This window comes from Kitasatospora sp. NPDC089913, assembly GCF_044748625.1.
Taxonomy (GTDB): domain Bacteria; phylum Actinomycetota; class Actinomycetes; order Streptomycetales; family Streptomycetaceae; genus Kitasatospora.
The window spans coordinates 45,548-66,889 of the sequence record NZ_JBIVGI010000013.1 but is presented as its reverse complement, the minus strand read 5'-3'; the positions used below and the strand labels follow the sequence as shown (position 1 = coordinate 66,889).

Genomic DNA, 21,342 nt, shown 5'->3' with positions numbered 1-21,342 from the left:
GTACCCGCGTCGGATGCTTCGGGTCCTTCGGGTGCTTCGGGTGCTTCGGGTGCCGAGGATCAGCAGATCACCGGAATCCGGGCCGCAGGGCGGCGCACCGCGAGCGCACGGGCGCACCTCTTCGCGTGCCCGTCACAGGTGTTCTCGCGGGCGTCACAATCACCGGACCCGGTCCGGGAGAACCCCGGCCGCAGCGCCCGGAACGGCACTGGCGGGCGCACCGAGCACGCACCGAGGACGCACCGGCCCGCGGCGGTCGGCGGGCGGTCAGCGGGCGGGGCGGGGAAGCAGGAGGCAGGCGGCCGCGGCCAGGGCGGCGGCCGTGGTGACGGTGAGCCAGAGGCCGGGGCCGCCGTGCAAGCTCTGCAGCAGGTAGGTGCCGAGTCCGGCGCCCAGGGGCGAGCCGATCGCGCCCGCGAGGCCGAGCAGGCCCAGCGCGCGGCCGGTCCGGCGGCGTGGGGCGGTGGTGACGGCCAGTTCGTCGAGGCTCGGTCCGATCAGCATCTCGGCGAGGGTGGCGGGCACGGTGAACAGCAGCAGTGAAAGCCAGCCGGCCTGCGGCAGCAGGACGAGGTAGGCCACGGCGAAGGCCGCGAACCCGGCGGTGAGCAGGGTGCGGGGCGGCAGGTGTCCGAGGAAGCGGCGCAGCAGCGTGTACTGGAACAGCAGGACGAGGGCGCCGTTGAGGGTGAAGACCACCGTGATGGCGACGGTGGTGCCGGTCAGGGCCCTGGCGGTGAGCGGGATCACCGCGTTGAGCTGGCTGTAGAGGGCCCAGTAGGCGACGGCGGCGAAGAAGAGGACGACCGCTCCGCGCCGGCCGGGGGCGGTGGCGATGTGTCCGGGGTCCGGCTTCCGCTCCGGGGCGGCGGGAGGGCGGCCAAGGTCCGCCGGTTCCTGCGCTGCCTCGTCCTTGGCGAGGAAGGTCAGGTGGAAGCCGAGGACGAGGTGGGACAGGACGGCCGCGGCGAGGACGGCGTCGAAGCCGAGCGGGTAGGCGACCGCGCCGAGGACCGGCCCGAGGACCACGCCGACGTTGCCGAAGGTGGAGCGCAGGGCGAGCATGCCGCGGGTGTCGTCGTGCGCCGCCGCCTCGTCGACCAGGCGGGTCTTGACGGACAGCACCAGCAGTGACCCGCCGATGCCGACGGCCGCGATGCCCGGCACCAGGGCCGCGCCCCCGGCGGATATCAGCAGGTAGCCCACGATGCGGCAGGCGAAGCCGGCGGTGGTGGTGGTCCGCGCGCCGACGCGATCGACGAGGAGGCCGGACACCACCGAGAAGCCCTGCCCGCACAGCGAGAGCAGCCCGATCAGGAGCCCGACGCGCCCCACCGGGGTACCGGTGGCGCTCAGGTGCAGGGCGAGCAGGGGCAGGAACATGAACGTGGTGACGCCGGTGGTCAGGACGGTGGTGAGCAGCGCACGTCCGGTGGCGGAGGTGCGGGACCAGGTGGAGGGGCGCGAACGGCCCCGGGGCGGGGTGGCGGTGGCGGCGGACACGGAACTCCGTTACTGTCGTTTCTGATTTCGACAGTAACGACTATGACGAAGGGATGCGTGACCGGTCAAGTGGATTTCGACAGTCACAACACCGCCATGGTGCAGGGCGCCGCGGACCTGGTGAACCTCGCCACCCCGGGCCTGTCCCGCACCCGCCCCTACCAGCCCCCGCCGGGAGCCGAATTGACCGAGCGCACCAACGCCCTCCTGCACGCGGCCGACCGCCACGCCACCCCCCTCGGCGCCACCGACGCGACCCGCCTGGCAGCCCTCGCCCCGGGACTGCGCGCCGTCTTCGAACACCTCGCGGCCGACGACCAGGACCGCGCCGTCGAGGCCGCGAACTCCCTGCTGGCACAACTGCGCCCGTTCCCCGTCCTCGAGCGTCACCGCGACGAACCCTGGCACCTCTACCACCGCAGCAGCGCCGGCGACGAAGCCTCCGACTGGGCCGCCCGCCTCACCCTCGGCCTCGCCGCCGCCCTCGGCAGCCACTTCGCCGCCCGCCTCGGCATGTGCTCCGCACCCGCCTGCGACCGCGCCTACGTCGACGTCTCCCGCAACGGCACCCGCCGGTTCTGCTCCACGGCCTGCCAGAGCCGCGTCAAGTCCGCCGCCCACCGCGCCCGCGCCCAGGACTCCTGACGAGGGGCGGACACACCGGGATCCCTCCGGGGGCCCGCGCGGCGCGTCGACAACGAAAGGCCGCCCGGGCGGGGCCTGGGCTCTGGCTTCCGCCCCCGAAGAGGATCAGGCGATCGGCGATCATGTCCGCCCCGGTGCGTCGCCATGAACTCCCGGATGCCCGGATATTCCGGGCATCCGGGCGGAGAAGACGAGGCCAGCGACCTCGACCGGCCGGCCTCCGTCAACCCGCGATCGTACGGACCCACCAGCGCGCCACCCTCGACAGAAGGCGGCAGCCGACCCGGACGGCGCCGGTGAGCACGCCCTCGGCCGACCCTGCGCCCCACCGCAGACGCGCCGGCCGCCCCTCGCGCGCACCCAGGCACCACCCCGCGCCCAGCTACACCCCGACAGGCCTCACAAGCGTTCCGCCAGTACAGCCGAGGAGGCAGAAGGGGGGTGCCTTGGGGCGTGACTACCTCAAATGATGCTCAGGTCATCTGATGGACCGTCAGCACCTGATCTAGGGTTTTTCTTGCCCGCCGAACAGCGGGCGAACAACAGGGGTGAACGGGCAGGGAAACGTTGCACCGACCGCCGCCGGCCTGCACTCGCAGGCCAACTGGTCAACCGCGGACAAACTGAAGGGAAAATCGGAAAACGTCCGATCAACTAATTCCAGGCCCAGCAATCCCCGAGTTCCATTCGTTCGTCCGGGCGAATTGAGAGCGGGGAACCCAGGAGCGGGAACTCCTGAGCGCCCCGAGCGGCTCCACGAACGAATCCGCCATCAGCTGCCGACTCGAAACATCTAGGAGCAACGGTGTCGAAACCGATCAATCGGCGGTTCTGGTCCGGCATTGGCGGTGCCCTCTTCGCGGCCATCCTGATCGCATCAGGTCTGGGCTACCTGGACTCCGGAGCGGAGAAATCCCCATGGATCTTCCTCCTGGGCTCGGGGCTTGTCCTGGGCGGCCTTGCGGTGCTGCCGTCCTCCGTGCGTAAAATTCGGCGCCATTGATGGTCCGGTTGGCCCAGCCTTCTCCGGCTGGGCCAACCGGCTTTCCGCCGTGCGTGAGGAGGTTCATTACTCCGGCAGTGACCTGCGTACCGGACCCGCCGGGTGGCTCACCTGTTGGTGGCCTGCCCTGAGGTCACGACGAGGTCCGCCGCGGACTCGGGGCGGGCGGACGGGGTCGGCGGGGTCAACGCGTCGTGGCGTCGCTGCGGAAGTAGCCGGGCGCGAGCCGGTCGGAGTTGGCGCACAGCAGCACACACCGCTCATCGAGGAGACCGTTGATCTGTGCGGGCGCGCGACGCAGGCGGCGAGGAGGGCGGCAGTCGGGAATCCGCTCACGTCACTGGCGTCGACTGCACTGGTCGGTGGCCGACAGGTCGCGGAGTCCGTCGTCCGGGACCACGGCGAACAGGGCCCGTGCCGCCGGTGTCCACCACGTGCCTCGGACGTGCCTCCTACGTGCCTCCTCCTCGGAAGCGTTTCCGGGTTCCCGGTGCCGTGAGTGCCCGCCTTCCTCCTGGCCGGGCTCCCCTGCCCCAAGGGAGAACAGGCATTTCGACCTGCACCACCCCCCTCAGGAGGGAGCAGGATGCTGCCCCTTGTCCCGCGCTCTCGGGGTGCTTCGCACGCGATTCGGCCGGTTACCTTGGTTCCGGCCGGCGCGAGGTGCGCGACGGCCGCGGACGAACAGACGTGGCACGGTGGACCGGCCCGACGATCGAGAGCAGAGGGCGGGAACCGAGCATGATCCGGGTAGTGGTGGTCGACGACGAGGCACTCGTCCGTTCGGGCTTCAGCCTGATCCTCAACGGCGCCGAGGACATCGAGGTGGTCGCCGCGGTGCCCGGCGGGCAGGCACTGGCGGCGTTCACGGAGCACTCCCCGGACCTGGTCCTGCTGGATGTACGGATGCCCGACGTCAACGGACTGGCTCTCCTGGAGCAGTTGCTCGCGCTGCCCGCACCGCCCGTGGTGGCCATGCTCACCACCTTCGACTCCGACGAGTACATCGCGCAGGCCCTGGGCTCGGGCGCTTCGGGCTACATCCTCAAGGACACCGACCCGGAGGACCTCCCTCCCCTCGTCAGGTCGCTGATCGGGGGTGCCGTGGTACTGGACCGGAGGATCGCCCCCGTCGTGGTCGGCGGATACCTCAGCCGCCAGCACGAGCCGGAATTCGACTCCGCGCGCGGCACCGCGCTGAACCGTCGCGAACGCGAGGTCGTGACGCTGCTGGCCCAGGGGCTGACCAACGCCGAGATCGGACGGCACATGCACCTGAGTACCGGCACCGTCAAGGACCACGTCAGCTCGCTGCTCGCCAAGCTCGCGGTCGACAACCGCGTCCAGGCCGCCCTCTGGGCCCAGCGCGCCGGGCTGCTCGTCGACAACGGGGTCAAGTGAATTCCGTGCGTCCGGGGACGGCGCGTGTCCGGCGGACGGTGCCCCAGTGGGCGGTGGACGCCCTCCTGGTGGCGATCGCGGCGGCAACCTCGTGGATACACGCCCTCGCCACCAAGCGCCATGAGCTCGACCCGCACCTGTCGTTCGCGGAGCTGGACCAGACACTCGTGGTAACGGGCTCGGCAGTCGCGCTCCTGCTGTTCCTGCGCCGGCGCTTCCCGGTCCCGGTGTTCGTGCTCTCCCTCGTGTACATGGCCGTGGCGGAACGCTACGACGCGCCGACCGTGCTGGTGGCACTGTCGACCGTCGCGGAGGGGTCACTGCGCCGGGGTGTGGTGGGCGCGCTGCTGTACCTGGGGGTGGCGATGTCCTGCCAGTACTGGGCACTGCCCGAGAGGGTTTCGCACCACTCCGTCGTCGGACCGGAGCACCTCTGGAGGGTGCCCCCTCCGGCCATGGCCGCCTTCGCGGCCGTCGCCGTGGGCCGACTGCTAGCGATTCGCGCGGGCCTCACCCGGAGCATGGCCGACCTGCACGAGGCCCAGGAACACCGGCGCGAACTGCACGCCCAGGCCGTGCTGGGGCGGGAGAGGGCGCAGCTGGCACGGGAGATGCACGACGTGGTGTCGCACCAGGTCAGCCTGATCGCCGTGCGCGCCGGTGCCCTGCAGGTCGGTGCGGACAATGCCGACACCGAGGAGGCGGCCCGGACGATCCGGAAGCTGAGCGTCACCACCCTGGACGAGCTGCGGCACATGGTCACCCTGCTGCGGGCCTCGGGCGGCCGAAACTCCGAGATCACCCCCCAGCCCACCGCGGAACAGCTCGCGGAGCTGGTGGCGGGCAGCGGTCTCGATGCCAGGCTGGTCGGCGAGGTGCCCGCCGACGCAAGCGCCGCGGTGCAACGCACCGTCTACCGGATCGTCCAGGAGGCCCTCACCAACGTCCGCAAGCACGCCCCCGGCGCGAGCGCCGTGGTCGAGATCCACCGGTCCGGCCCGGGCCTGGAGGTGAGCGTGGTGAACACCGCGCCGACCCGACCGGGCCTCCAACTGCCCAGCTCCCGGCACGGCCTGATCGGGCTGCGGGAGCGTGCCGAGAACCTCGACGGCGCCCTGACCAGCGGCCCCGCGCCCGACGGCGGCTACCGCGTGCACGTCGCCCTGCCCGACTACCGGAAGTGACCGGACTCGTCCGGCACCGTCCGGCGTCGGGCACGTAGGGCACGTAGGGCACGTAGGGCGCCGGGCGTCCGCCGTCCGCCGTCCGCCGTCCGGCGGGAAGCCACCGCCGAGAGGCCGGCAGTCCAACCGCCGATCGGCGGATCGTGCCCCGCCACGGGGCCACAGTCGCCCCGAGGGACCCTTGGCGCAGCCGGGGAACACCCGGCCGACGGTAAAATTCAGCGGTAGAGGCACAGCGGTCGACTCCATCGACGAAGCCGGCGCACCCCCAGCGGGGAGACGGGTCGCGCGTCGGACGGAGGACTCGTTCGATCTTCTCCCGCCGTACCGGCAGCCCATGGACTGCCCGGGCAGGTGCCTCGCGTACTGATACAGGTGAAGCGGTGTGTCCAGGATCCCCTCCGACGTGCGGTGGCCCTCCGCTGATCCTGTTCCCGACGACCCTCCAGGTTCCACAGATGACTCATCCACTCGCTCGGCTCAGGGCAACGGCAGGCCTGTCCCATCCCGACTACGCGCGGCTGGTCGCCCAGACCCACAGCAAACTCGGCTACGGGCACATGGCCGCCCGGAGGGAGAAGGTGTCGCGCTGGGAGTCGGGCCGTACCGTCCCCGAGCACACCGCCCAGCTCGCCATCGCGCACATCCACGGCATCGAGCCGCGCGAGGTGTACCGGCTCGGCTGGCCCGCCTGGCTGCGCATCGCCACCGGGGACGCCGACTGGCTGGAAACACCGTACACGCACGAAGGCGCCGTCGAGACTGTCCACAACGCCCTCGGCCTGCCCGAGGCGCACGCCACTCCGACTCTCGTCGTGGGCGGCCCGGCGCTCGCCCGCCAGCTGCGGGCCGTCCGGGCGCGCCTGGCCCGCCCGCAACCGTGGCCCGCCCGTGACGGACCCGGGCTGCCCGACGACTACCTGGACTGGGCGGAGGCGCGGACCGAGGCCCTCGAACAACACGAGAGCGGCACTCTCGTACCGCCCGCGGCGCTGTACGGATCGGCGCACGCCGAGTTCCGAATGATCGTCCACCTGCTGACCAGGACCGGATACGACCACCCGACCGGCCAACGCCTCCTGCGGCTCGCCACCCGGATCTCCCTCACTTGCGCCTGGCTCAGCAGCGCGCTCGGCGAGGAGACCCGAGCAGAACGGCACAACCTCACCGCGCTGCGCACGGCCGCCGCGGCAGCGGACCCGGAGTACGTCTCGGCCACCATGGATCAACTGTCCATGCGCCATCTCCTCGTCGGTGATCCCGCGGACGCCCTGGCGCTCCTCCGCGCCGCCCGCGCCACTTACCCGCGGCCGTCGCCCCACACCTCGGCCTCTCTGTACGTCAAGGAGGCCCTCGCCCATGCGCGACTCGGTATGACGGACGCCTTCGCGCGGTCGCTGGACCTGGCCGCCGAAGCACGCACAGCCCCCGGCGAGAACGAGGAAGCCGGCAGCCCCTTCGACATCGACGTCGACGACCACCACCTGGCCGGCGCGGGGGCCGCCGCCTGGGTCTTCCTCGGCCGACCCCACCGGGCCAGGGGCTACTTCGACGCCCTCACGAACTCCCTCGCCGAGCCCCGCCCCACACCTCCCTCACCCCTCACCGCCCGTCGGCTTCTCTCCGGGGTCGACGCCTACCTCGCGCTGAACGAGATCGACCTCGCCTGCTGGACCGTCCACAGGGCCATCGCCCTCACCGGACACCTCTCCCCCGGCCTGACCACCGCGTACCGCGACCGCCTGAACCCGTACCAGCACGAGCCCCTCGTCCGTGCCGCCCTCGACCACCTGAGCGACGACGCCCCCGGCCGATTCCCTGTCTGAGTGCTCGCCCTCCGGACACCGCACCCCCGGATGCACGGCCCGCCACCGATCGCCGTCGGACCGGGGCGCGGACAGCCGTCCTTCAGGTCCGATGCGGCCAGTCACCTCGGGGGCCGCCACCCGGTGGGAAAGACCCGCCGGACGGCGGGTGGGATCCCGCCGCCCGATCCCGGTTCCGGCGCCCGGAGCCCGCCTACGATGACGTACCGAGGCACGACAGCCGCAGGACGAATCCCGGTGTCGTAGCCGCTTCGCTCCCACAACAGCCCGGCGCTCCCCCGTCCGCCGGGCATGCGCGAACGGGCGCGCGCCCCGATGAAACGGACCACCGAACCCATGAACGGACCACCGAACCGATGAGCCGACCCCGGCCTTCGACACCCACCACCTGCCTGTGCGAACGGTCCGGACCGACGGCACCGCCGGCGCCGCGCGACCTGTCCGCGCTCACCGAACGGGAGACCTCCGTCCTCCTGCTCCTGGCATCCGGACTGGGCAACGTCTCCATCGCGCTTCGCCTGGGCATCACCGAACGCACCGTCAAGAAGCACGTCTCGAGCCTCTTCGACAAGCTCGGTGTGCGCTCCCGCCTGGAGGCCGCCCTGATCGCCATCCTGGACCACGACCGGATCTGCCGTCGGCGCGCACCCTCCTGACCGGCGGGTGGCCGCCCGCACACCGGCCCCGGCGCCGGCCGACGCGTGACGTCGCCTCGAGCACCGTCCGCGACAGTACGATCCGCCGCAGCGATTCCCACCCTCCCGGCCGGCCGGCGCCACAACGACGGCCGCCACAACGTGCAGGACGACATCATGGGCAGCAAGAGGAAGACCACTCGGCGGCGCAGCGGCAACCCCGCTCTGCGGGCCGCCGGACCGCGGCGCGACGCTCAGGCGGCGGCCGCGGTACCGCACCAGAGCGTCGACCCGGGCATCGTCCTCCGGGGCGACGGCCGGGTCGACGTCAACCTGGGTACCGGAGCATCACTCCCGGCCGTGCTGTTCAGCCTCGAAACACCGTTTCCGCCGGAGCGGCGGCGCGAACTGCGCGAGGGGTGGGGCTACCGGATCGAACTACCGGCCGTCCTGGACCTCCTCCACCTGGTCGAGGACGGCCGGGCCGACCCCGGACAGGCCAGGGAACTGCTCCTGCGCGCCGCTCGCGAGCTGTACATCCCCTTCGAGGCCCACCTGTACGAGGACGAGGACACCCTGAAGGACCGCTGCCTGCGGGACCCGCTCGACTGCCCCGTGTGCCGGACGCACCGCAGCGGGTTCGACAGCGCGCTGGACGTCGCCGACATCCGGTGGGCCCGGTACACCGAGCCGGAGAAGTACCCCTTCATCGCCGGCAGCAGAGGCCTGCACGAGGTCGGCTGCTCCGTGGTCCGGCGGGAGATGCCGCAGAACTACGCCCGGCCGGCCGGTGCGACCTACACCTCCGAGCTGCGCCGCCACGCGCACAGGCCCGAGCACCTCAGCTACCGCTCCCCGCTGGAGGAGTCCCGCGACTATCCCCGCTGGAGCGCGATGACCGTGGCCGAGGCCCGCGCCTGGACGGCCGAGCGCACCGGGCCCAAAGGCGGGCGCTCCTACCGGACGTGCAGCCGCTGCGCTCCGGCACCGTGAGCACCGGCCCTCCCCGCCTCGCAGTCCCGGAGGAGAGATCAGGCGAGGCAGAACTCGTTGCCCTCGATGTCCTGCATCGTGATGCACGATTCGTTGACGCCGTCGGCGCGCTGCGTCAGCACGTGCTTCGCGCCGAGCACCGTCAGCCGCGCGCATTCGGCCTCGAGCGCGGCCAGGCGCTCGTCACCCACGAGCCCGACGCCGGCCCGCACATCGAGATGCACCCGGTTCTTGACGACCTTGCCTTCGGGAACCCGCTGGAAGAGCAGGCGCGGGGCCGCGCCCGAGGGATCGGTGCACGCGAAGTAGACCGCGTCCTCGGGCGGCAGCGAGCGGAAGCACTCCTCCCACGTGGCGAAGCCCTCCGGGACCGTCGGCAGGACGTACCCCAGCACCTCGCACCAGAAGGCGGCGAGGCTCACCGGCTCCGCGCAGTCGAAGGTCACCTGGAACTGCTTGATCGTTGACATGGGCGCACAATAACAGGGGCCCTGACCGTCTTCCCAGGTCAGGAGGTTCGCACGTGGTCGGGAGGAGGGCTGCGCCCGCTCTCGTGCCGTGCGGTCGCAGGGGTGGACCGAGGCCGACGCCCCCCCGGGGGCCCGGCCTGCCCCGATACTTGGCATGCACATGTATCATCTGTCCGATGTCGGACAGTCCGGATCGCGCCGGCGGACGCACCTTCCGGCGGGCCACAGGACGGGCCAAGCTGGTGATCGCCGCCGGAGAAACCGGCCGGACGGCGAACGGAACGAGCGTCAACCGCGGGACGCCGAACCGGAACTCTCCCATCCGCTCACGTTGTTCAGGAGAATCACCGACATGCGCACTTCCCTGGCCAAGGCCGTCGCGGTCACCGCCCTCGCCCTCACCGCCCTGTTCGCCGCTCCCACCGTCCTCACCCCCGCCGCCTCCGTCACCCTCGGCGCCGACGCTCCCACCTCCGACTCCCCGGCCGGCACCGTGCCCGGCACCGGCGACAGCCTCGGCTGGGGCTGATCCTCCCTTGGACGTCGTCCACGCCAGCCTGCGGCGCAAGGACTGCGGTGAGCTACCGCCGGGGGAAGCGAGCGAGGTCGTCGGCATCCTGTGGGCCCACGCCCGGCCCGGCGACGGGCTCCAGCACATCACCGTCCGCAGCCAGGACGACCGGGTGGACCTGCTGCTCTACCTCCTCACCCGCCGCACTGCCGACGGCCCGTCGGACCCCGTCGCCTCCGCGCACACCCTGATCACCCGCGGCCACCGCGCCTCACCCCTGCTCTCCCGCCGCTACCACCCGCCGGCGCCGGAAACCTGTTGACCGCCCGTCGTCGGGCGGCAGTACCGGGCCGGCGGCGGTGCCGGCCGGGGCCAGCGCGTTCCCGCTGTACGTCCTCCCGCTCTCCCGCGCCGTACAGCAGAAGGACCGGCTGTCGCGTACGCCGGACCCGGTCGGCAGGCTCATCGGCCGTCCGCGCCCGACGGCCGCGGACCGCCTCCGTTCCGGGCCCGAGGAAGCCATGCCGTTCACCCCTGTACGACGCCTTACCGCTTCCGCGACTGTTCTCCCATCTGCCTGATGCCCCCGCGTCGCCGTCCGAGACTGCCGGCTGATGTTGCGGCGCCGTGCCGAACGTCGGCAGTGAGAACGCGGGCGGGGAGGAGAACGGGTGCAGGGACCGGGTCCCGGGGACGTAGGGGGGTGATCCGCGGGACCCGGCCGTGGGGGCCAGCAGCGCCGGAGGCACGGCACGGCTGATCTGGCCGGCGGCCCTGTGGTGGGCCGCCGTGCCGGGAAGCCTAGACCCGGGAATCGGCCGTGACCAGGGCTTTGACCTGGGATTTTCCGGCCGCGGACATGCCAGGTCGCACCAGCCGCAGGGCGATCACCTCAGCCCCGGACGTCCGCACTCGCAGCCGATCCTGCGCGGTCGGCCGACGAGGAGTGCATCGCGAGAACACTCTGCGGGCACCGTTCTCCGCTTCAAGAGCGGCCCGCAGGTGGGCGGGCCGGGACCGCGGCACGATCGACGAGGGCAGAGCGGGACGTTGCGCGCGCGGGCCTGTCGCCCGATCCACCACCCCGCCGCGCCCGCGCCCGTCCCGCGCGCCCCGCGTCACGACCGCACGGACAGGCGCCCCTCCGCCCGGTCCGCCGCTCCCTCGCCCGGAGCCTCGGGCCCCAGTCGGCGGCGCAGCAGCACTGCGGCCAGTGCGGCCAGTGCGAACCCCGCTCCCGCCCAGGGGAGTTGGCGGGTTCCGGCGGTCGCGACCACCAGGCCGCCGGCGGCGCTGCCGATCGTGATGCCGAGGTTGGAGAAGGAGATGAAGAGGCTGTTGCCGAACTCCGGTGCGTCCTGGGCGTCGCGGGCCAGCCAGGTCTGGCTGACGACGAGGCCTCCCGAGTGGACCGCTCCCCAGAGGAGCACGGCGAGGACCGTCGGGACGGCCCACGGGCCGACGGTGTGGAGGAGGGCGTAGAGCAGCGCGTAGAGGACGGGGAAGGCGGTCACGGTCCGGACGGGGTTGCGTTCCAGGAGCCGGCCGAAGACGAGGTTGCCGAGGACCATCACGATGCCGAAGGCCATCAGCAGCGCACCGGTGGTCGATCCGCCCAGGCGGGTGACGCGTTCCAGGTATTCGGCGAAGTAGCCGTAGACGGAGAACATCGCCGCGAAGACGAGCACCACGGCCGCCAGGGAGAGCCACAGGCGGGGACGGTTGAGGATGCTCAACTGGTCGCCGTAGGAGAGTCGTTGCTCGGCGGGTGCGGACGGGAAGAGGGCCAGGATCCCGAGCAGGGCGAGCAGGTTGGCGCCGGCGCCGAACCAGAACGCGGCGGCGAGGGAGAGGTGTTCGGCGAGGTAGGAGGTGATCGGGACACCGAAGGCGAAGCCCAGCGTCACCCCGGCGAAGACGGTGGTGGCGGCCCGGGTGGCCTTCTCCGGCGGCACGAGCCTGGTGGCGGCGGTGAGCGCCACCGCGAAGAACACCGGATGGAAGAGCGCCGGCACGATCCGGAACACGAGCATCACCGGGAAGCTGTCGGTGAGCGCGTAGACGGCGTTGGAGGCGGCGAACACCGCGAGCGCGGCCGCCAGCACACTCTTGCGCCGCACCCCGGAGGCCAGCAGCGTCGCGAACGGGCCGGCCACGGCGACCACCAGGGCGAACACCCCGACCAGCCAGCCGGCCTCGGCCGCCGTCACGCCGAGTTCCTCGGATATCCGGGGCAGGACGCCGACGACGCCCATCTCCGTGGTGATGATCCCGAACACCCCCAGGGAGAGGGTCAGGACAACAGGACCGGTCTTTGCCATGGCTGCCTTCCGCGGCCCGGCCGTGCGCGGGCACGGCTGCGCCGCCACCCCACCAGACCGAGCTACAAATCTAGATAGTTAGATGGATTCTCGCGCGAAAAGGGCGCACCCCTCCCCCGCGCCGACCCGGGAACGGAGGAGTCAGAGCTCGTCGCGCACGTACGCCGCGAAGGCGGCGATCGTCTCCTCGTTGCGCCGGTAGAACGTCCACTTGCCGACCCGCTCCGAGACCAGCAGCCCGGCGTCCCGCAGGATCTGCAGGTAGCCGGAGACCACCGACTGGGCCAGCCCGGAACGCTCCCGGATCTCCGTCACGCACACGCCGATGTGGAAACCGACACCGCGCTCGAGGTAGTACTCCTCGTCCCAGTAGCGCTCCGGCGTCTTGAGCCAGCGCAGGAACTCCGCCCGCGCGGGATTGGCGAGCGCCTTGTGAACGGCCAGCGGATCCACCGCACACCCCTTTCGCGAGCCGGACCGGACCTCCCGGGACGCATCTAATATTCTCGATACGAAGAAACGTGTCAACCCGGAACCCCGGTGACTGACCTGACCCCGACGTCGGACGCGCGCCCCGCACTCCGCCGGCCGGAGTGAGTCCGGCCACCGGGTCAGGGTGTCGGCCGTCCCGCAGACCCGCGGTGGGGTGGGGTGGAGTGCGGATACGACCCCTGAACCACTGGAGGAAGCATGCCTCTTCGCCGCACCACGGTTGCCGTCCTCGCGGGACTCTCACTGGCTCTCGCCGCCCCCTCGCTCGCCCACGGCGCCGACCGCGTCGGGACTGTCGACCTCGACGCCTCCCGGCCCGGCGCCGTCGCCGTCCCCGGCCAGGACCTCGCGAGCACGGGATCCCTCCCCCGGGAGGGAACCGCCACCGGGTCCGTCAGCACCGGCGGGGAAGGCGGGGGCGGCACGGCCGCCCGGCACCGTGCGAACACCCAGCCCCTCGGCGGGTCCGCCTCGGACATGGAACTCGATGTGGATCTGGGCGACATCGACACCGGTTCCACCCCCTCGGGGTGAGGCCGAGGGGGTGTCAGAGCCCCGCCGGACACCGTCGGCGGGGCTGTCGCCCGTTCCTCACACCAGGTAGATGCGGGCGAGGGTGACCGCGTCGCGGTGCAGGGCCGGCGGCGGGTCGGCCTCCTGGAGACTCCGCAGAGCCAGCCGCATGTGCTCGTGGTTCTGCGTACGGGTCCAGGCGCGCCCGCCGCAGCGGTCGATCAGGTCCGCCACGACGGCCGACTGCTCCTCGTCGGGCTCGCCGTCCCCGGCGTAGAACTCGGCCAGGCGTCCGCTGTCGCGATGCCCCGACTCCAGGCACGCCGCCACCGTGGGCGTGATCTTGCGGCGGCGCACGTCACCGTAGCGGGCCCGGGTCAGCGGCCACGCCGGCGGCCACAGGTCCGACAGGTCGTTGTGGTACTGCACCGCCATACCGAGGTGCCAGCCGAACCGGCCGACGGCCTCCACCTGCGCGCGGGACGCATCGGTGAGCAGGGCGGGCAGGCAGCACACCGCGCGCACGCCCTCGGCGGTCTTGGCCGCCTGCACGGCGACGGCCCGGTCCAGGCTCGTGCCGCAGCGGCCCTCGTTCTCCTCGTCGCGGACCTGGCCCGCGCACAGTCGGAGCCAGCCCTCGCGGATGATCCGCAGCGCCTGCGGAGTGCGGGGGTGCGGGCATTCCCCGAGGTGGACGAGGGCCAGCGCCAGCAGGGCGTCACCGGCCATGATCGCGTGCCCGGCGGTGTACGCCGCCGACACGGTGGGCCGGCCGCGACGTCGCGCCTCCAGGTCGATGACGTCGTCGTGGAGGGTGGCCACGTTCATGAGGAGGTTCCCGGCGACGACCGCAGGCAGGGCGCGCTCGAGCGGCCCGCCGTCGACACCCCCGCACAGCAGGGTGAAAGCGATGCCCTTGCGACCGGTCCCGCCGCGGACACCGACCGGCGGCCCGCCGTCCTTCCCCGCCCAGCCGTAGTGGTAGTACACGCTCTCCCGCAGCGGCGGCAGGCAGGACAGCACCCCCGCGAGGGCCGGATCGGTGATCCGAGCCGTGTCGGCGAGGATCTGCTCGACCGTACGCCCCGGACCTGACGTGGCAACAGACACGACGGCAACCCCGTTCTCCCTGGTGGCGACGGATGCGACGCCGCACAAGGCATTCGACACCCTGGAGAACGAACGACCCGCCGTCGCGAAGCTCGGACACCGCCGAACGGGTGCCGGGCCGGCCGACGGCGGCCGCGCGCGGAAGCGTTGGGGCTGCCGGCCTCACCGGAGCCGCCGGTTCCCCCCACCGCGAGCTGCCGGCCCCCACAGGGGCGGGGCCGGACCACCGCACCGAGGAGTGCGGGCGGGCGCCGGGGACGGCGCCCGCCCGGAGGGTCCGGCGGTCAGCTCCAGGGGTTGGCGGGCTGGTCGTTGATGGCGGTCCAGAAGCGGGTGTTGGTGGGCAGCGTGCCGTTGGCCCACAGGCCCCAACCGGAGGCGTCGTGGAACTCGGCCATCCGGAAACCGGTGCCGAAGGCACCGGCGCACTTCTGGTCGGCGGCAGCCCGGCTGGTGAGCTGGCTGCCGGGCAGCGGCGCGGTGGCCTTCACCTCACCGCCGGCCCAGCTGTGGAAGCCGCTCGTCGGGACACCGGCGGGGGCGGGACGGCCGTCCTGCTTGATGCACAGCAGGGGCAGCACGGCACTCGACGGGGTGTCACCGTTGTACGGGTTGCTGTTGGTGGAGTTGTCGTAGCCGACGTGCACCACGTTGTCGGCGCGCTGCTCCAGGTTGGCCCAGGTCATGCCGGCGTGCCGACCCGCGAACAGGGCCTGGTAGGCGGTGCTGTAGATGTTCCACTGCTGGTAGCTGCCGTAGTCGCAGCCGCGCATGACCAGCTTCCAGCCGCCGAAGGTCTTCTTCGAGTTGTCCAGGCAGTCCGAGGTCGACACGTTCTTCAGCCGCACGCCGAGCAGGCCGTAGAGCGGCGGCTCCGCCTGGAACGGGGTGATCTCCCACTGCTGGCTGGTGGCACCCACCCGACAGCCGGAGCCCACCACACCGTCGAACTGCGTGAGACAGCGGTCGCCGTCGGGAGTGGGGATGGTGATCGTGTACCGCTCCGGGTAGCCGGCGACGGGCTTGATCACCCACATGCCGGGATTGTCGGACGGTGCGCAGGGGTGCATGTCCTGGGACTCGGCATGCCCGTCCGGACAGCGCTCCGAGTACTGGTTGAACAGGACGGTCGCGGGCGTGTCGGCGGACGCGCCGCCGGGCACCAGGCCCAGACCGGTCACGGCGAGCGCCAGGGCGAGCCCGAGGCGCCTGAGGGTCGAGCGCATGACTGTCTCCTTGAAGGATCGGTGGGGTGACGGACCGCCGGGCGGGGAAGCGCGTCGGCCGGCGGCCGGCGGCCGGTGTACGGCTGCCGGTACGAGTACGAGTACGAGTACGGGCCGGGACCGCGATGCCGCAGCGGTCCGGACGAGGGAGAGTCTTGTCGTGGGGCACGGGTCGCCGGTAGTGGCGGATGCCATCGGCCGGGCGGGCGGTGTCATGGCCGACCGATGACAGTTGTCATGGCCTTTTGGCTGGTTCGGCCACAGACAACAGCGGACGGCGGACTCTAGGCTGGCCGGACATGATCACCTCACCTCCGGGGTCCGGGACGCTCGAGCCGGGGAGACTCGAGCTGGGGAGACTGGGCCGCCTGACCTCCTGGACGCTGCTCGCGCTGGGGCCCCTGTGGCTGCTGCTGGCCGCGAACGACGTCGTGTTCAACCTGAGCCCCGCGCGCCGGGCGCTGACCGCTCCGGTGGTCGTCGCCGTCGCCGTCCAGCACACCCGGTTGATCCGCCGGGCGGTGCCCGGTGGCCTCGGGGGCCGGGGCCCACTGGACGGCTCGGCCGTCGTCGGCGGGTGGTGGAACGTTCTGCTGCTGGCCGCGGCGATCGCCGTCTGGGGCGACATGGCGGACCGCCCGTACACCGCGATCGACTGGGCCATGGTGCCCGGGGCGATGGCGGCGGCGCTGGCCCTGTCCCTGCCCCCGCAGGCGCGCTGGCGGCTGCTGGCGGCGGTAGCACTGGTCTGCGCGGTCCTGGGTGAGACGGTGGCGCAGTGGCGCCAGGCCCACCCCGACCTGCTTCCCGGGGTCCCGGCGGTGACCGGCGCGGCGATGGTGCTGTTCATCGCCGGGGTGGAGTCGGTGCTGGTCCGGTTGTGGCGGGCGGTGCTGGAGGCCGAACACGTCCGCGGGACCACGGCCACCCTGGCCGTGGCGGAGGAGCGGATGCGGTTCGCCGCCGATCTGCACGACCTCCAGGGCCACCGGCTCCAGGTCATCACGCTCAAGGGCGAACTCGCCGAACGGCTGATCGGCCGCAGTGACCAGGAGGCCCGTGCACAGGTCAGGGAGATCACCGACCTGGCCCGCGCCGCGCTGGAGGAGTCCAGGGCCGTGGTCCACGGCTACCGGCGCGCCAGCCTGAGCACCGAACTCGCCAACGCCGCAGCCGTCCTGGAGGCCGCCGGGATCCGCACCACCGTCGACGGCGACGCCGCACACATCCCGCACCAGCTCCAGCCGGCCTTCGCCGCCCTGGTCCGCGAGGGCGTCACCAACATCCTGCGCCACAGCCGGGCCCGCCACTGCCGTATCACCGTCACCGCCTCCCCCGGCCGGGCGCGCCTCCTGCTGCGCAACGACGGCGCACCGGCGCGCACCGCGGAGCCCGGCAGCGGCCTGGCCGGACTGCAGGAACGCTTCCACGCCATCGGCGGGTGCATCCGCATCGCCACCCACCCCGGCGGCCAGTTCGAACTGGCCGGCCACGCCTCCCGGGAGACCCCTGCGTGATCCGCATCCTGCTCGCCGACGACGAGGACCTCGTCCGCGGCGCCCTCGCCGCACTTCTCGATCTCGAACCCGACCTGACCGTCACCGCCCAGGCCCCGGACGGCCGCGCGGCCGTCGAAGCCGCCGCCCGTCACCCGGTCGACATCGCCCTTCTCGACCTGGAGATGCCCCACCTCGACGGCATCTCCGCAGCCCAGGCCATCACCAGGCACCACCCGGTCCGCACCGTCATCGTCACCCGCCACGCCCGGCCCGGCGTGCTGCGTCGCGCCCTCGCGGCGGGCGTCCAGGGCTTCGTCCCCAAGACCACCCCCGCCGCCGAACTGGCCGCCATCCTGCGGGACATCCACGCCGGCGGCCGCTACATCGACCGCCGCCTCGCCACCCACGCCCTCACCGAGACCCCCTGCCCGCTGACCCCGCGCGAGCTCGACGTCCTGCGCGCCGTCCACCACGGCCAGGCCATCGGCGGGTTCGCCGAACAGCACCACCTCGCACCCGGCACCGTCCGCAACTACCTCTCCGCCGCCATCACCAAGCTGGCCGTCCGTACCCGCCACGAAGCGGCACGCCGTGCCTGGGAGGAAGGGTGGATCTGAGGCCGCACGCGTGCGGGCCGGCGCGGGCGTGACCGGCGGGCCGGCTCCGGACGGCCGGCACCTGGTCGAGGACTTCGTCGCCATCGGGCGGCCTCGGCGGCGCCTCCTTGTTCCGGGTAGGTTGATCCCTTCGAGCACATCATCAGGGGGAGTCTTGACAGCGCCGTCGCCGGACCTCACCGACCGGTTGGTCAGTGCCGTGGTTGCAAGGGACGCCGCCACCGTGCGGTCCTGTCTGGAGCAGGGCGCGGCACCGGACACCTTGGGCCCCGACGGCCTGCCCCTGCTCTGCACCGCTGCGGCCGGGTTCGACCACCTCACCGCGGAGGTTCTGGTCGAGGGGGGCGCCGACCCGGACCGTGAGCTCGCGGACGGCAGCACTCCCCTCCTGCGGGCGGTCGACACCGGCTCTCCCGCACTGGTCGCCGCGGTACTCGGAGATGCCCCTCGGCTCCGTGTGCCCGAGGCTTCCCGACGACAACTGCTCGGCCTGGCCCGGCACTGGTACGAGATCGGCGTGGTCGAGGAGCTGCGCCGCCGGACCGGAGCCGCCGGGGCCGCCGTCACACTCCGGATGGACGACACCCACGACGACGGCGCGATCGACGAGATCTCCCTCGGCGGGCTCACCGCGCGGGCCGGACACGGGGCAGTCCTCACCTACCTGGAGTGGCGATTCGGCCTGCTGCCGCCCCTTTCCGAGGTGATGGCACGCGCCGTCCCCCATGCGGAGGACGGAGACAGCAACTGGTACTTCGCCAGCTACTGTCTGGGCCGGCGTCGGGGACCACGCATCTGGTCCGAGCTCACCGCTCTGCGTCGCCATCCGGACCCGAAACACCGCCGTTTCCTGGCCTCGGTTCTGTGGCACCGGGGCACGTCGGTGCCGGTCGACCGCGCATCGGACGTCGTCGGCGATGCCGACTTCCTGGCGTCCTGGGCCCGGGACGAACCCGACGGGCACGTGCTGGCCGACGTCCTGGGCGCCTACAACAACAGCGATCATCCGGGGCAGGAAGCCATCGGGCTGCGGCACGCGGACCATCCGGACCCGCGCGTGCGCCGCGAGGCGGCGTTCTGCCTGAGCCGGGAGCGGACCGCACGCAGTGCGGCGGCCGAATCCGCACTGCTCGACATGGTTCGCGATCCCGATCCTGACGTCCGGGCCACCGTGGCCCAGGTGTTCGCTCCACGGTTCGCTCCCGACAACCCACTCGCCCCAGCGATCCGGGACGCCCTGCTCCTGCTGCTCGCGGACGACGCCCTCCGAGTACGCCGCAACGCCGCCGAGTCGCTCGCCCTCTCCGACGACCGGACCACCCCTGTACTGAACGCCTTCCTCGCCCTCCTCGACGAGGACAACGAGGACCTGCGCCTGGAGGCAGCCTTCGCGCTCGCCCGTCGTGGCGACCCGCGGGCCGAGCAGGCCTACGAGCGCGTCGGACCGGTCGATGCCTTCTCCGAGCACGACCACCGGCTGTTCGCCCTCTGGCGGTACGGCGTGGGCGGGCAGCCCGATCGGGCTTGACGGATCGGAGAACCGGAGGACATGGCGATGGAGGCACCGCGGATACGCCTCGGCAGCGGTGGAGGGTGACTGGAGCCGGCCCGGGCCGGTGAGGACAGCTGGCGGGTCACCGCCGACCGGTGCTCGTCCCTGTCGGCCGACTTCACCGCCCACCTCACCAGGGACGAGGTCGCGGACCTCCCGCGCGGATGCTGTCCGATCTGCGGTCCCCGTGGGGCTTCTCGTTCTCATCGGCGGTGACTCCGATCGCAACAACCCGCTGGTGGTGAACACGAACCGGTCGGGCGCGGGTTCGCCTTCTCGGTGCGTCTGCCCCCCAGTGACGACGATGCGTGTCACCTGCAGATGGAGATCGATCCCGTCGACGCCACCGACCTCCGCGACATGTTCGTTGCGTTGCACGCAGGTTTGGCACTCCGACCAGACCGAGGTCCAGGCGGTCGAGCTTCGCGTCACCGAGGACGAAGACGCGTGGTGGGCCCCGTGCGCGCCACGGCTGCCCGGAGTGCCGCCTCCCTCGCCGCGGGATCCGGCCCGTTCGGATCCGTCACCAGGAAACCGTGCAGCTCGATGGCATCCACGTCCACGTCATCGGGATCCGGACGGCCTCCACGACGAAGCCGCAGAGCGCGCGCAGCGCGTCCTCTCCCATCGCCAAGGGGTGGAACGGGAGAGCGTAAGGCGTTTCCTCCTCGTCCGGCCACCGGATGGCGTCGGTCGGTTCGGCGGCGGCTGGAAGGTCAACGCCGAACTTCCCGGCCCGGCCGCCTTCGACGCCGCGCGCCGGTTCGTCCGTCCCGACGACGTCGCGCGGTCCATCCCCTGCGGCGACGACGTGGACGCCTTCGTCGAGGCGGTGCGCGCCTGTGCCGAGGCGGGGTTCACCGAGGTCGCCCTGGTCCAGATCGGCGGCGACGCGCAGCCGCCCTTCCTCGACTGGGCCGAATCGGCTCTGCTGCCCGCCCTGCGGAACCTCTGACGCCGAACCGCCGGCACCCGTGGGTGACACGGTCCGGGAGTTGCCCGCTGCGATCCGATCGGACATCCCGCTCGGTCCCGTCGAGGCATCCGAGTCGAGGCACCCGAGTCACGGGGCCCGAGTCGCGGTGCCCGGGTCGAGGTGCCGGGAACGGGAATCACCGGAACCCGGCGCGTGCCACGGCAAAAAAGCCCACATGATGTCCGGCCTTCCGGGCACACGCGAGCGCGAGAAGGCAGACGACCGAGCAGGAGGGCACCCATGGGCATCGACGAGACCAAGGCGGGCGTGAGGCATGCTGTCTCTGCCACGGCGCACAGCGCCGGCGCGGGAGTCGCGCGGGCGACCCGCGCGGCGGAGCACGCCGCCGCGCCCGCGCTGGCGGCGCTGACGTCCGGCGTCGAACACACCCGCACCGCAGGCCGGCAGGCAGCGCACGCGGTGTCCGGCGTGGCCGAGCGCTCCAGCGACGCGGTCGGCGAAGCGGCGCGCCGCGGTGGTCGGCTGGCTCGGCGCCGCCTCCACCCGACGCCACCCGCGTCCCGTCGCCGCGGCGGCCGGGCGGGCGCGGCCGTGGGACTGCTCGTGGCGGTGGGCGCGGTCGTGGGGCTCGGACGGTGGGCCGTGCGGCGCCGGCACGACGACCTTCCGCCATGGCTCCGGGCCGAGTCGCCCACCGTCACCGAAACGGAAGAACAGCCCGGTGAACGAGTCCGGCCGTGAGCGTGCCCACCGCGAAGCCGAGGACCTGTCCCGTCCCGAGGGCGAGGTCGACGAGAAGAACGCAGCCCTCGTGGCACCCGACAACCGGGGCCCGCGGCCGCTGGTAGCGCGACCGGTCGGGCCCGGCGCGGGCGCCACAGCCGGTTCGGCCGGTCCGTAGCAG

21 protein-coding genes and 1 pseudogene are annotated in these 21,342 nt (G+C 72.4%); 15 read left to right on the top strand and 7 right to left on the bottom strand.

Features of this window, described 5'->3' with window-relative positions; genetic code table 11:
* Positions 1-267: 267 nt before the first annotated feature.
* Positions 268-1,503 (bottom strand): MFS transporter, encoded by a 1,236-nt coding sequence (locus ACIPYS_RS20885; RefSeq protein ID WP_400747919.1) that lies wholly within the window; start codon positions 1,501-1,503, stop codon positions 268-270.
* Positions 1,504-1,560: 57 nt separating this feature from the next.
* Between ACIPYS_RS20885 and ACIPYS_RS20880 the strand changes: the two genes are divergently transcribed.
* The 7 genes from ACIPYS_RS20880 (at position 1,561) to ACIPYS_RS20850 (ending at position 9,190) form a co-directional block, all read left to right on the top strand.
* Complete coding sequence (locus ACIPYS_RS20880) at positions 1,561-2,148, top strand: CGNR zinc finger domain-containing protein (RefSeq protein WP_400747917.1); 588 nt, start codon at positions 1,561-1,563, stop codon at positions 2,146-2,148.
* Between the two features lie 805 nt (positions 2,149-2,953).
* On the top strand, positions 2,954-3,151 hold the full coding sequence (locus ACIPYS_RS20875; protein ID WP_400747915.1) for a hypothetical protein: 198 nt from the start codon (positions 2,954-2,956) through the stop codon (positions 3,149-3,151).
* A gap of 741 nt (positions 3,152-3,892) precedes the next feature.
* Positions 3,893-4,552 (top strand): response regulator, encoded by a 660-nt coding sequence (locus ACIPYS_RS20870; RefSeq protein WP_400747913.1) that lies wholly within the window; start codon positions 3,893-3,895, stop codon positions 4,550-4,552.
* A gap of 53 nt (positions 4,553-4,605) precedes the next feature.
* Positions 4,606-5,736, top strand: a complete 1,131-nt coding sequence (locus ACIPYS_RS20865; RefSeq protein WP_400747912.1) for a sensor histidine kinase — start codon at positions 4,606-4,608, stop codon at positions 5,734-5,736.
* A 458-nt stretch (positions 5,737-6,194) separates the two neighbouring features.
* Entirely contained in the window at positions 6,195-7,562 is a 1,368-nt protein-coding gene (locus ACIPYS_RS20860; protein WP_400747910.1) for a hypothetical protein, read from the top strand.
* Between the two features lie 356 nt (positions 7,563-7,918).
* Positions 7,919-8,218 carry a helix-turn-helix transcriptional regulator gene (locus tag ACIPYS_RS20855; RefSeq protein WP_400747908.1) on the top strand — a complete coding sequence of 100 codons (300 nt, stop codon included), beginning with the start codon at positions 7,919-7,921 and terminating at the stop codon, positions 8,216-8,218.
* A 156-nt stretch (positions 8,219-8,374) separates the two neighbouring features.
* Positions 8,375-9,190, top strand: a complete 816-nt coding sequence (locus ACIPYS_RS20850; protein WP_400747906.1) for a hypothetical protein — start codon at positions 8,375-8,377, stop codon at positions 9,188-9,190.
* 38 nt (positions 9,191-9,228) lie between these two features.
* Here ACIPYS_RS20850 and ACIPYS_RS20845 read toward each other — a convergent pair whose 3' ends face one another.
* Entirely contained in the window at positions 9,229-9,660 is a 432-nt protein-coding gene (locus ACIPYS_RS20845; protein ID WP_400747904.1) for a VOC family protein, read from the bottom strand.
* A 352-nt stretch (positions 9,661-10,012) separates the two neighbouring features.
* On the opposite strand from ACIPYS_RS20845, the gene ACIPYS_RS20840 reads away from it, so the two are divergent.
* Positions 10,013-10,189 carry a hypothetical protein gene (locus ACIPYS_RS20840; protein WP_400747902.1) on the top strand — a complete coding sequence of 59 codons (177 nt, stop codon included), beginning with the start codon at positions 10,013-10,015 and terminating at the stop codon, positions 10,187-10,189.
* Positions 10,190-10,196: 7 nt separating this feature from the next.
* A complete protein-coding gene (locus ACIPYS_RS20835) occupies positions 10,197-10,493 on the top strand; it encodes a hypothetical protein (RefSeq protein WP_400747900.1) in 297 nt (98 codons plus the stop codon).
* Between the two features lie 796 nt (positions 10,494-11,289).
* Here the strand turns inward: ACIPYS_RS20835 and ACIPYS_RS20830 are convergent.
* Both ACIPYS_RS20830 and ACIPYS_RS20825 read right to left on the bottom strand, forming a co-directional pair.
* Entirely contained in the window at positions 11,290-12,492 is a 1,203-nt protein-coding gene (locus tag ACIPYS_RS20830; RefSeq protein WP_400747898.1) for an MFS transporter, read from the bottom strand.
* 141 nt (positions 12,493-12,633) lie between these two features.
* Positions 12,634-12,945 carry a helix-turn-helix transcriptional regulator gene (locus ACIPYS_RS20825; RefSeq protein WP_093864314.1) on the bottom strand — a complete coding sequence of 104 codons (312 nt, stop codon included), beginning with the start codon at positions 12,943-12,945 and terminating at the stop codon, positions 12,634-12,636.
* Between the two features lie 237 nt (positions 12,946-13,182).
* Between ACIPYS_RS20825 and ACIPYS_RS20820 the strand changes: the two genes are divergently transcribed.
* Entirely contained in the window at positions 13,183-13,518 is a 336-nt protein-coding gene (locus ACIPYS_RS20820) for a hypothetical protein (protein ID WP_400747896.1), read from the top strand.
* 57 nt (positions 13,519-13,575) lie between these two features.
* Here the strand turns inward: ACIPYS_RS20820 and ACIPYS_RS20815 are convergent, their stop codons facing one another.
* The gene (locus ACIPYS_RS20815; RefSeq protein ID WP_400747894.1) at positions 13,576-14,607 is read right to left on the bottom strand and encodes a polyprenyl synthetase family protein; all 1,032 of its coding nucleotides are present in this window, start codon (positions 14,605-14,607) and stop codon (positions 13,576-13,578) included.
* A gap of 284 nt (positions 14,608-14,891) precedes the next feature.
* On the bottom strand, positions 14,892-15,833 hold the full coding sequence (locus tag ACIPYS_RS20810) for a hypothetical protein (RefSeq protein ID WP_400747892.1): 942 nt from the start codon (positions 15,831-15,833) through the stop codon (positions 14,892-14,894).
* A gap of 299 nt (positions 15,834-16,132) precedes the next feature.
* Here ACIPYS_RS20810 and ACIPYS_RS20805 point away from each other — a divergent pair, with 299 nt between their 5' ends.
* From ACIPYS_RS20805 to ACIPYS_RS20795, 3 genes are all read left to right on the top strand, one after another.
* Positions 16,133-17,350, top strand: coding sequence for a sensor histidine kinase (locus tag ACIPYS_RS20805; protein WP_400747890.1), 1,218 nt, complete (start codon positions 16,133-16,135; stop codon positions 17,348-17,350).
* Positions 17,347-17,949: a response regulator gene (locus ACIPYS_RS20800; RefSeq protein ID WP_400747888.1), complete on the top strand. Its 603-nt coding sequence runs from the start codon at positions 17,347-17,349 to the stop codon at positions 17,947-17,949. Before ACIPYS_RS20805 ends, ACIPYS_RS20800 begins: the two co-directional genes overlap by 4 nt.
* Before the next feature lie 154 nt (positions 17,950-18,103).
* On the top strand, positions 18,104-19,477 hold the full coding sequence (locus ACIPYS_RS20795; RefSeq protein ID WP_400747886.1) for a HEAT repeat domain-containing protein: 1,374 nt from the start codon (positions 18,104-18,106) through the stop codon (positions 19,475-19,477).
* 547 nt (positions 19,478-20,024) lie between these two features.
* Here ACIPYS_RS20795 and ACIPYS_RS20790 read toward each other — a convergent pair.
* A complete protein-coding gene (locus ACIPYS_RS20790; protein WP_400747884.1) occupies positions 20,025-20,135 on the bottom strand; it encodes a hypothetical protein in 111 nt (36 codons plus the stop codon).
* A gap of 63 nt (positions 20,136-20,198) precedes the next feature.
* Here ACIPYS_RS20790 and ACIPYS_RS20785 point away from each other — a divergent pair.
* Positions 20,199-20,456: pseudogene (locus tag ACIPYS_RS20785) on the top strand (LLM class F420-dependent oxidoreductase); the annotation flags it as partial.
* 261 nt (positions 20,457-20,717) lie between these two features.
* Positions 20,718-21,179, top strand: coding sequence for a hypothetical protein (locus ACIPYS_RS20780; protein WP_400747882.1), 462 nt, complete (start codon positions 20,718-20,720; stop codon positions 21,177-21,179).
* The last annotated feature ends 163 nt before the right edge of the window (positions 21,180-21,342 follow it).

Bases quoted from the DNA above. Each gene is read 5' to 3' on its own strand.
- ACIPYS_RS20845 (WP_400747904.1), bottom strand. From the start codon at position 9,660: ATGTCAACGATCAAGCAGTTCCAGGTGACCTTCGACTGCGCGGAGCCG.
- ACIPYS_RS20840 (WP_400747902.1), top strand. From the start codon at position 10,013: ATGCGCACTTCCCTGGCCAAGGCCGTCGCGGTCACCGCCCTCGCCCTC.
- ACIPYS_RS20810 (WP_400747892.1), bottom strand. From the start codon at position 15,833: ATGCGCTCGACCCTCAGGCGCCTCGGGCTCGCCCTGGCGCTCGCCGTG.
- ACIPYS_RS20830 (WP_400747898.1), bottom strand. From the start codon at position 12,492: ATGGCAAAGACCGGTCCTGTTGTCCTGACCCTCTCCCTGGGGGTGTTC.
- ACIPYS_RS20860 (WP_400747910.1), top strand. From the start codon at position 6,195: ATGACTCATCCACTCGCTCGGCTCAGGGCAACGGCAGGCCTGTCCCAT.
- ACIPYS_RS20805 (WP_400747890.1), top strand. From the start codon at position 16,133: ATGATCACCTCACCTCCGGGGTCCGGGACGCTCGAGCCGGGGAGACTC.
- ACIPYS_RS20850 (WP_400747906.1), top strand. From the start codon at position 8,375: ATGGGCAGCAAGAGGAAGACCACTCGGCGGCGCAGCGGCAACCCCGCT.
- ACIPYS_RS20855 (WP_400747908.1), top strand. From the start codon at position 7,919: ATGAGCCGACCCCGGCCTTCGACACCCACCACCTGCCTGTGCGAACGG.
- ACIPYS_RS20820 (WP_400747896.1), top strand. From the start codon at position 13,183: ATGCCTCTTCGCCGCACCACGGTTGCCGTCCTCGCGGGACTCTCACTG.
- ACIPYS_RS20780 (WP_400747882.1), top strand. From the start codon at position 20,718: ATGGGCATCGACGAGACCAAGGCGGGCGTGAGGCATGCTGTCTCTGCC.
- ACIPYS_RS20870 (WP_400747913.1), top strand. From the start codon at position 3,893: ATGATCCGGGTAGTGGTGGTCGACGACGAGGCACTCGTCCGTTCGGGC.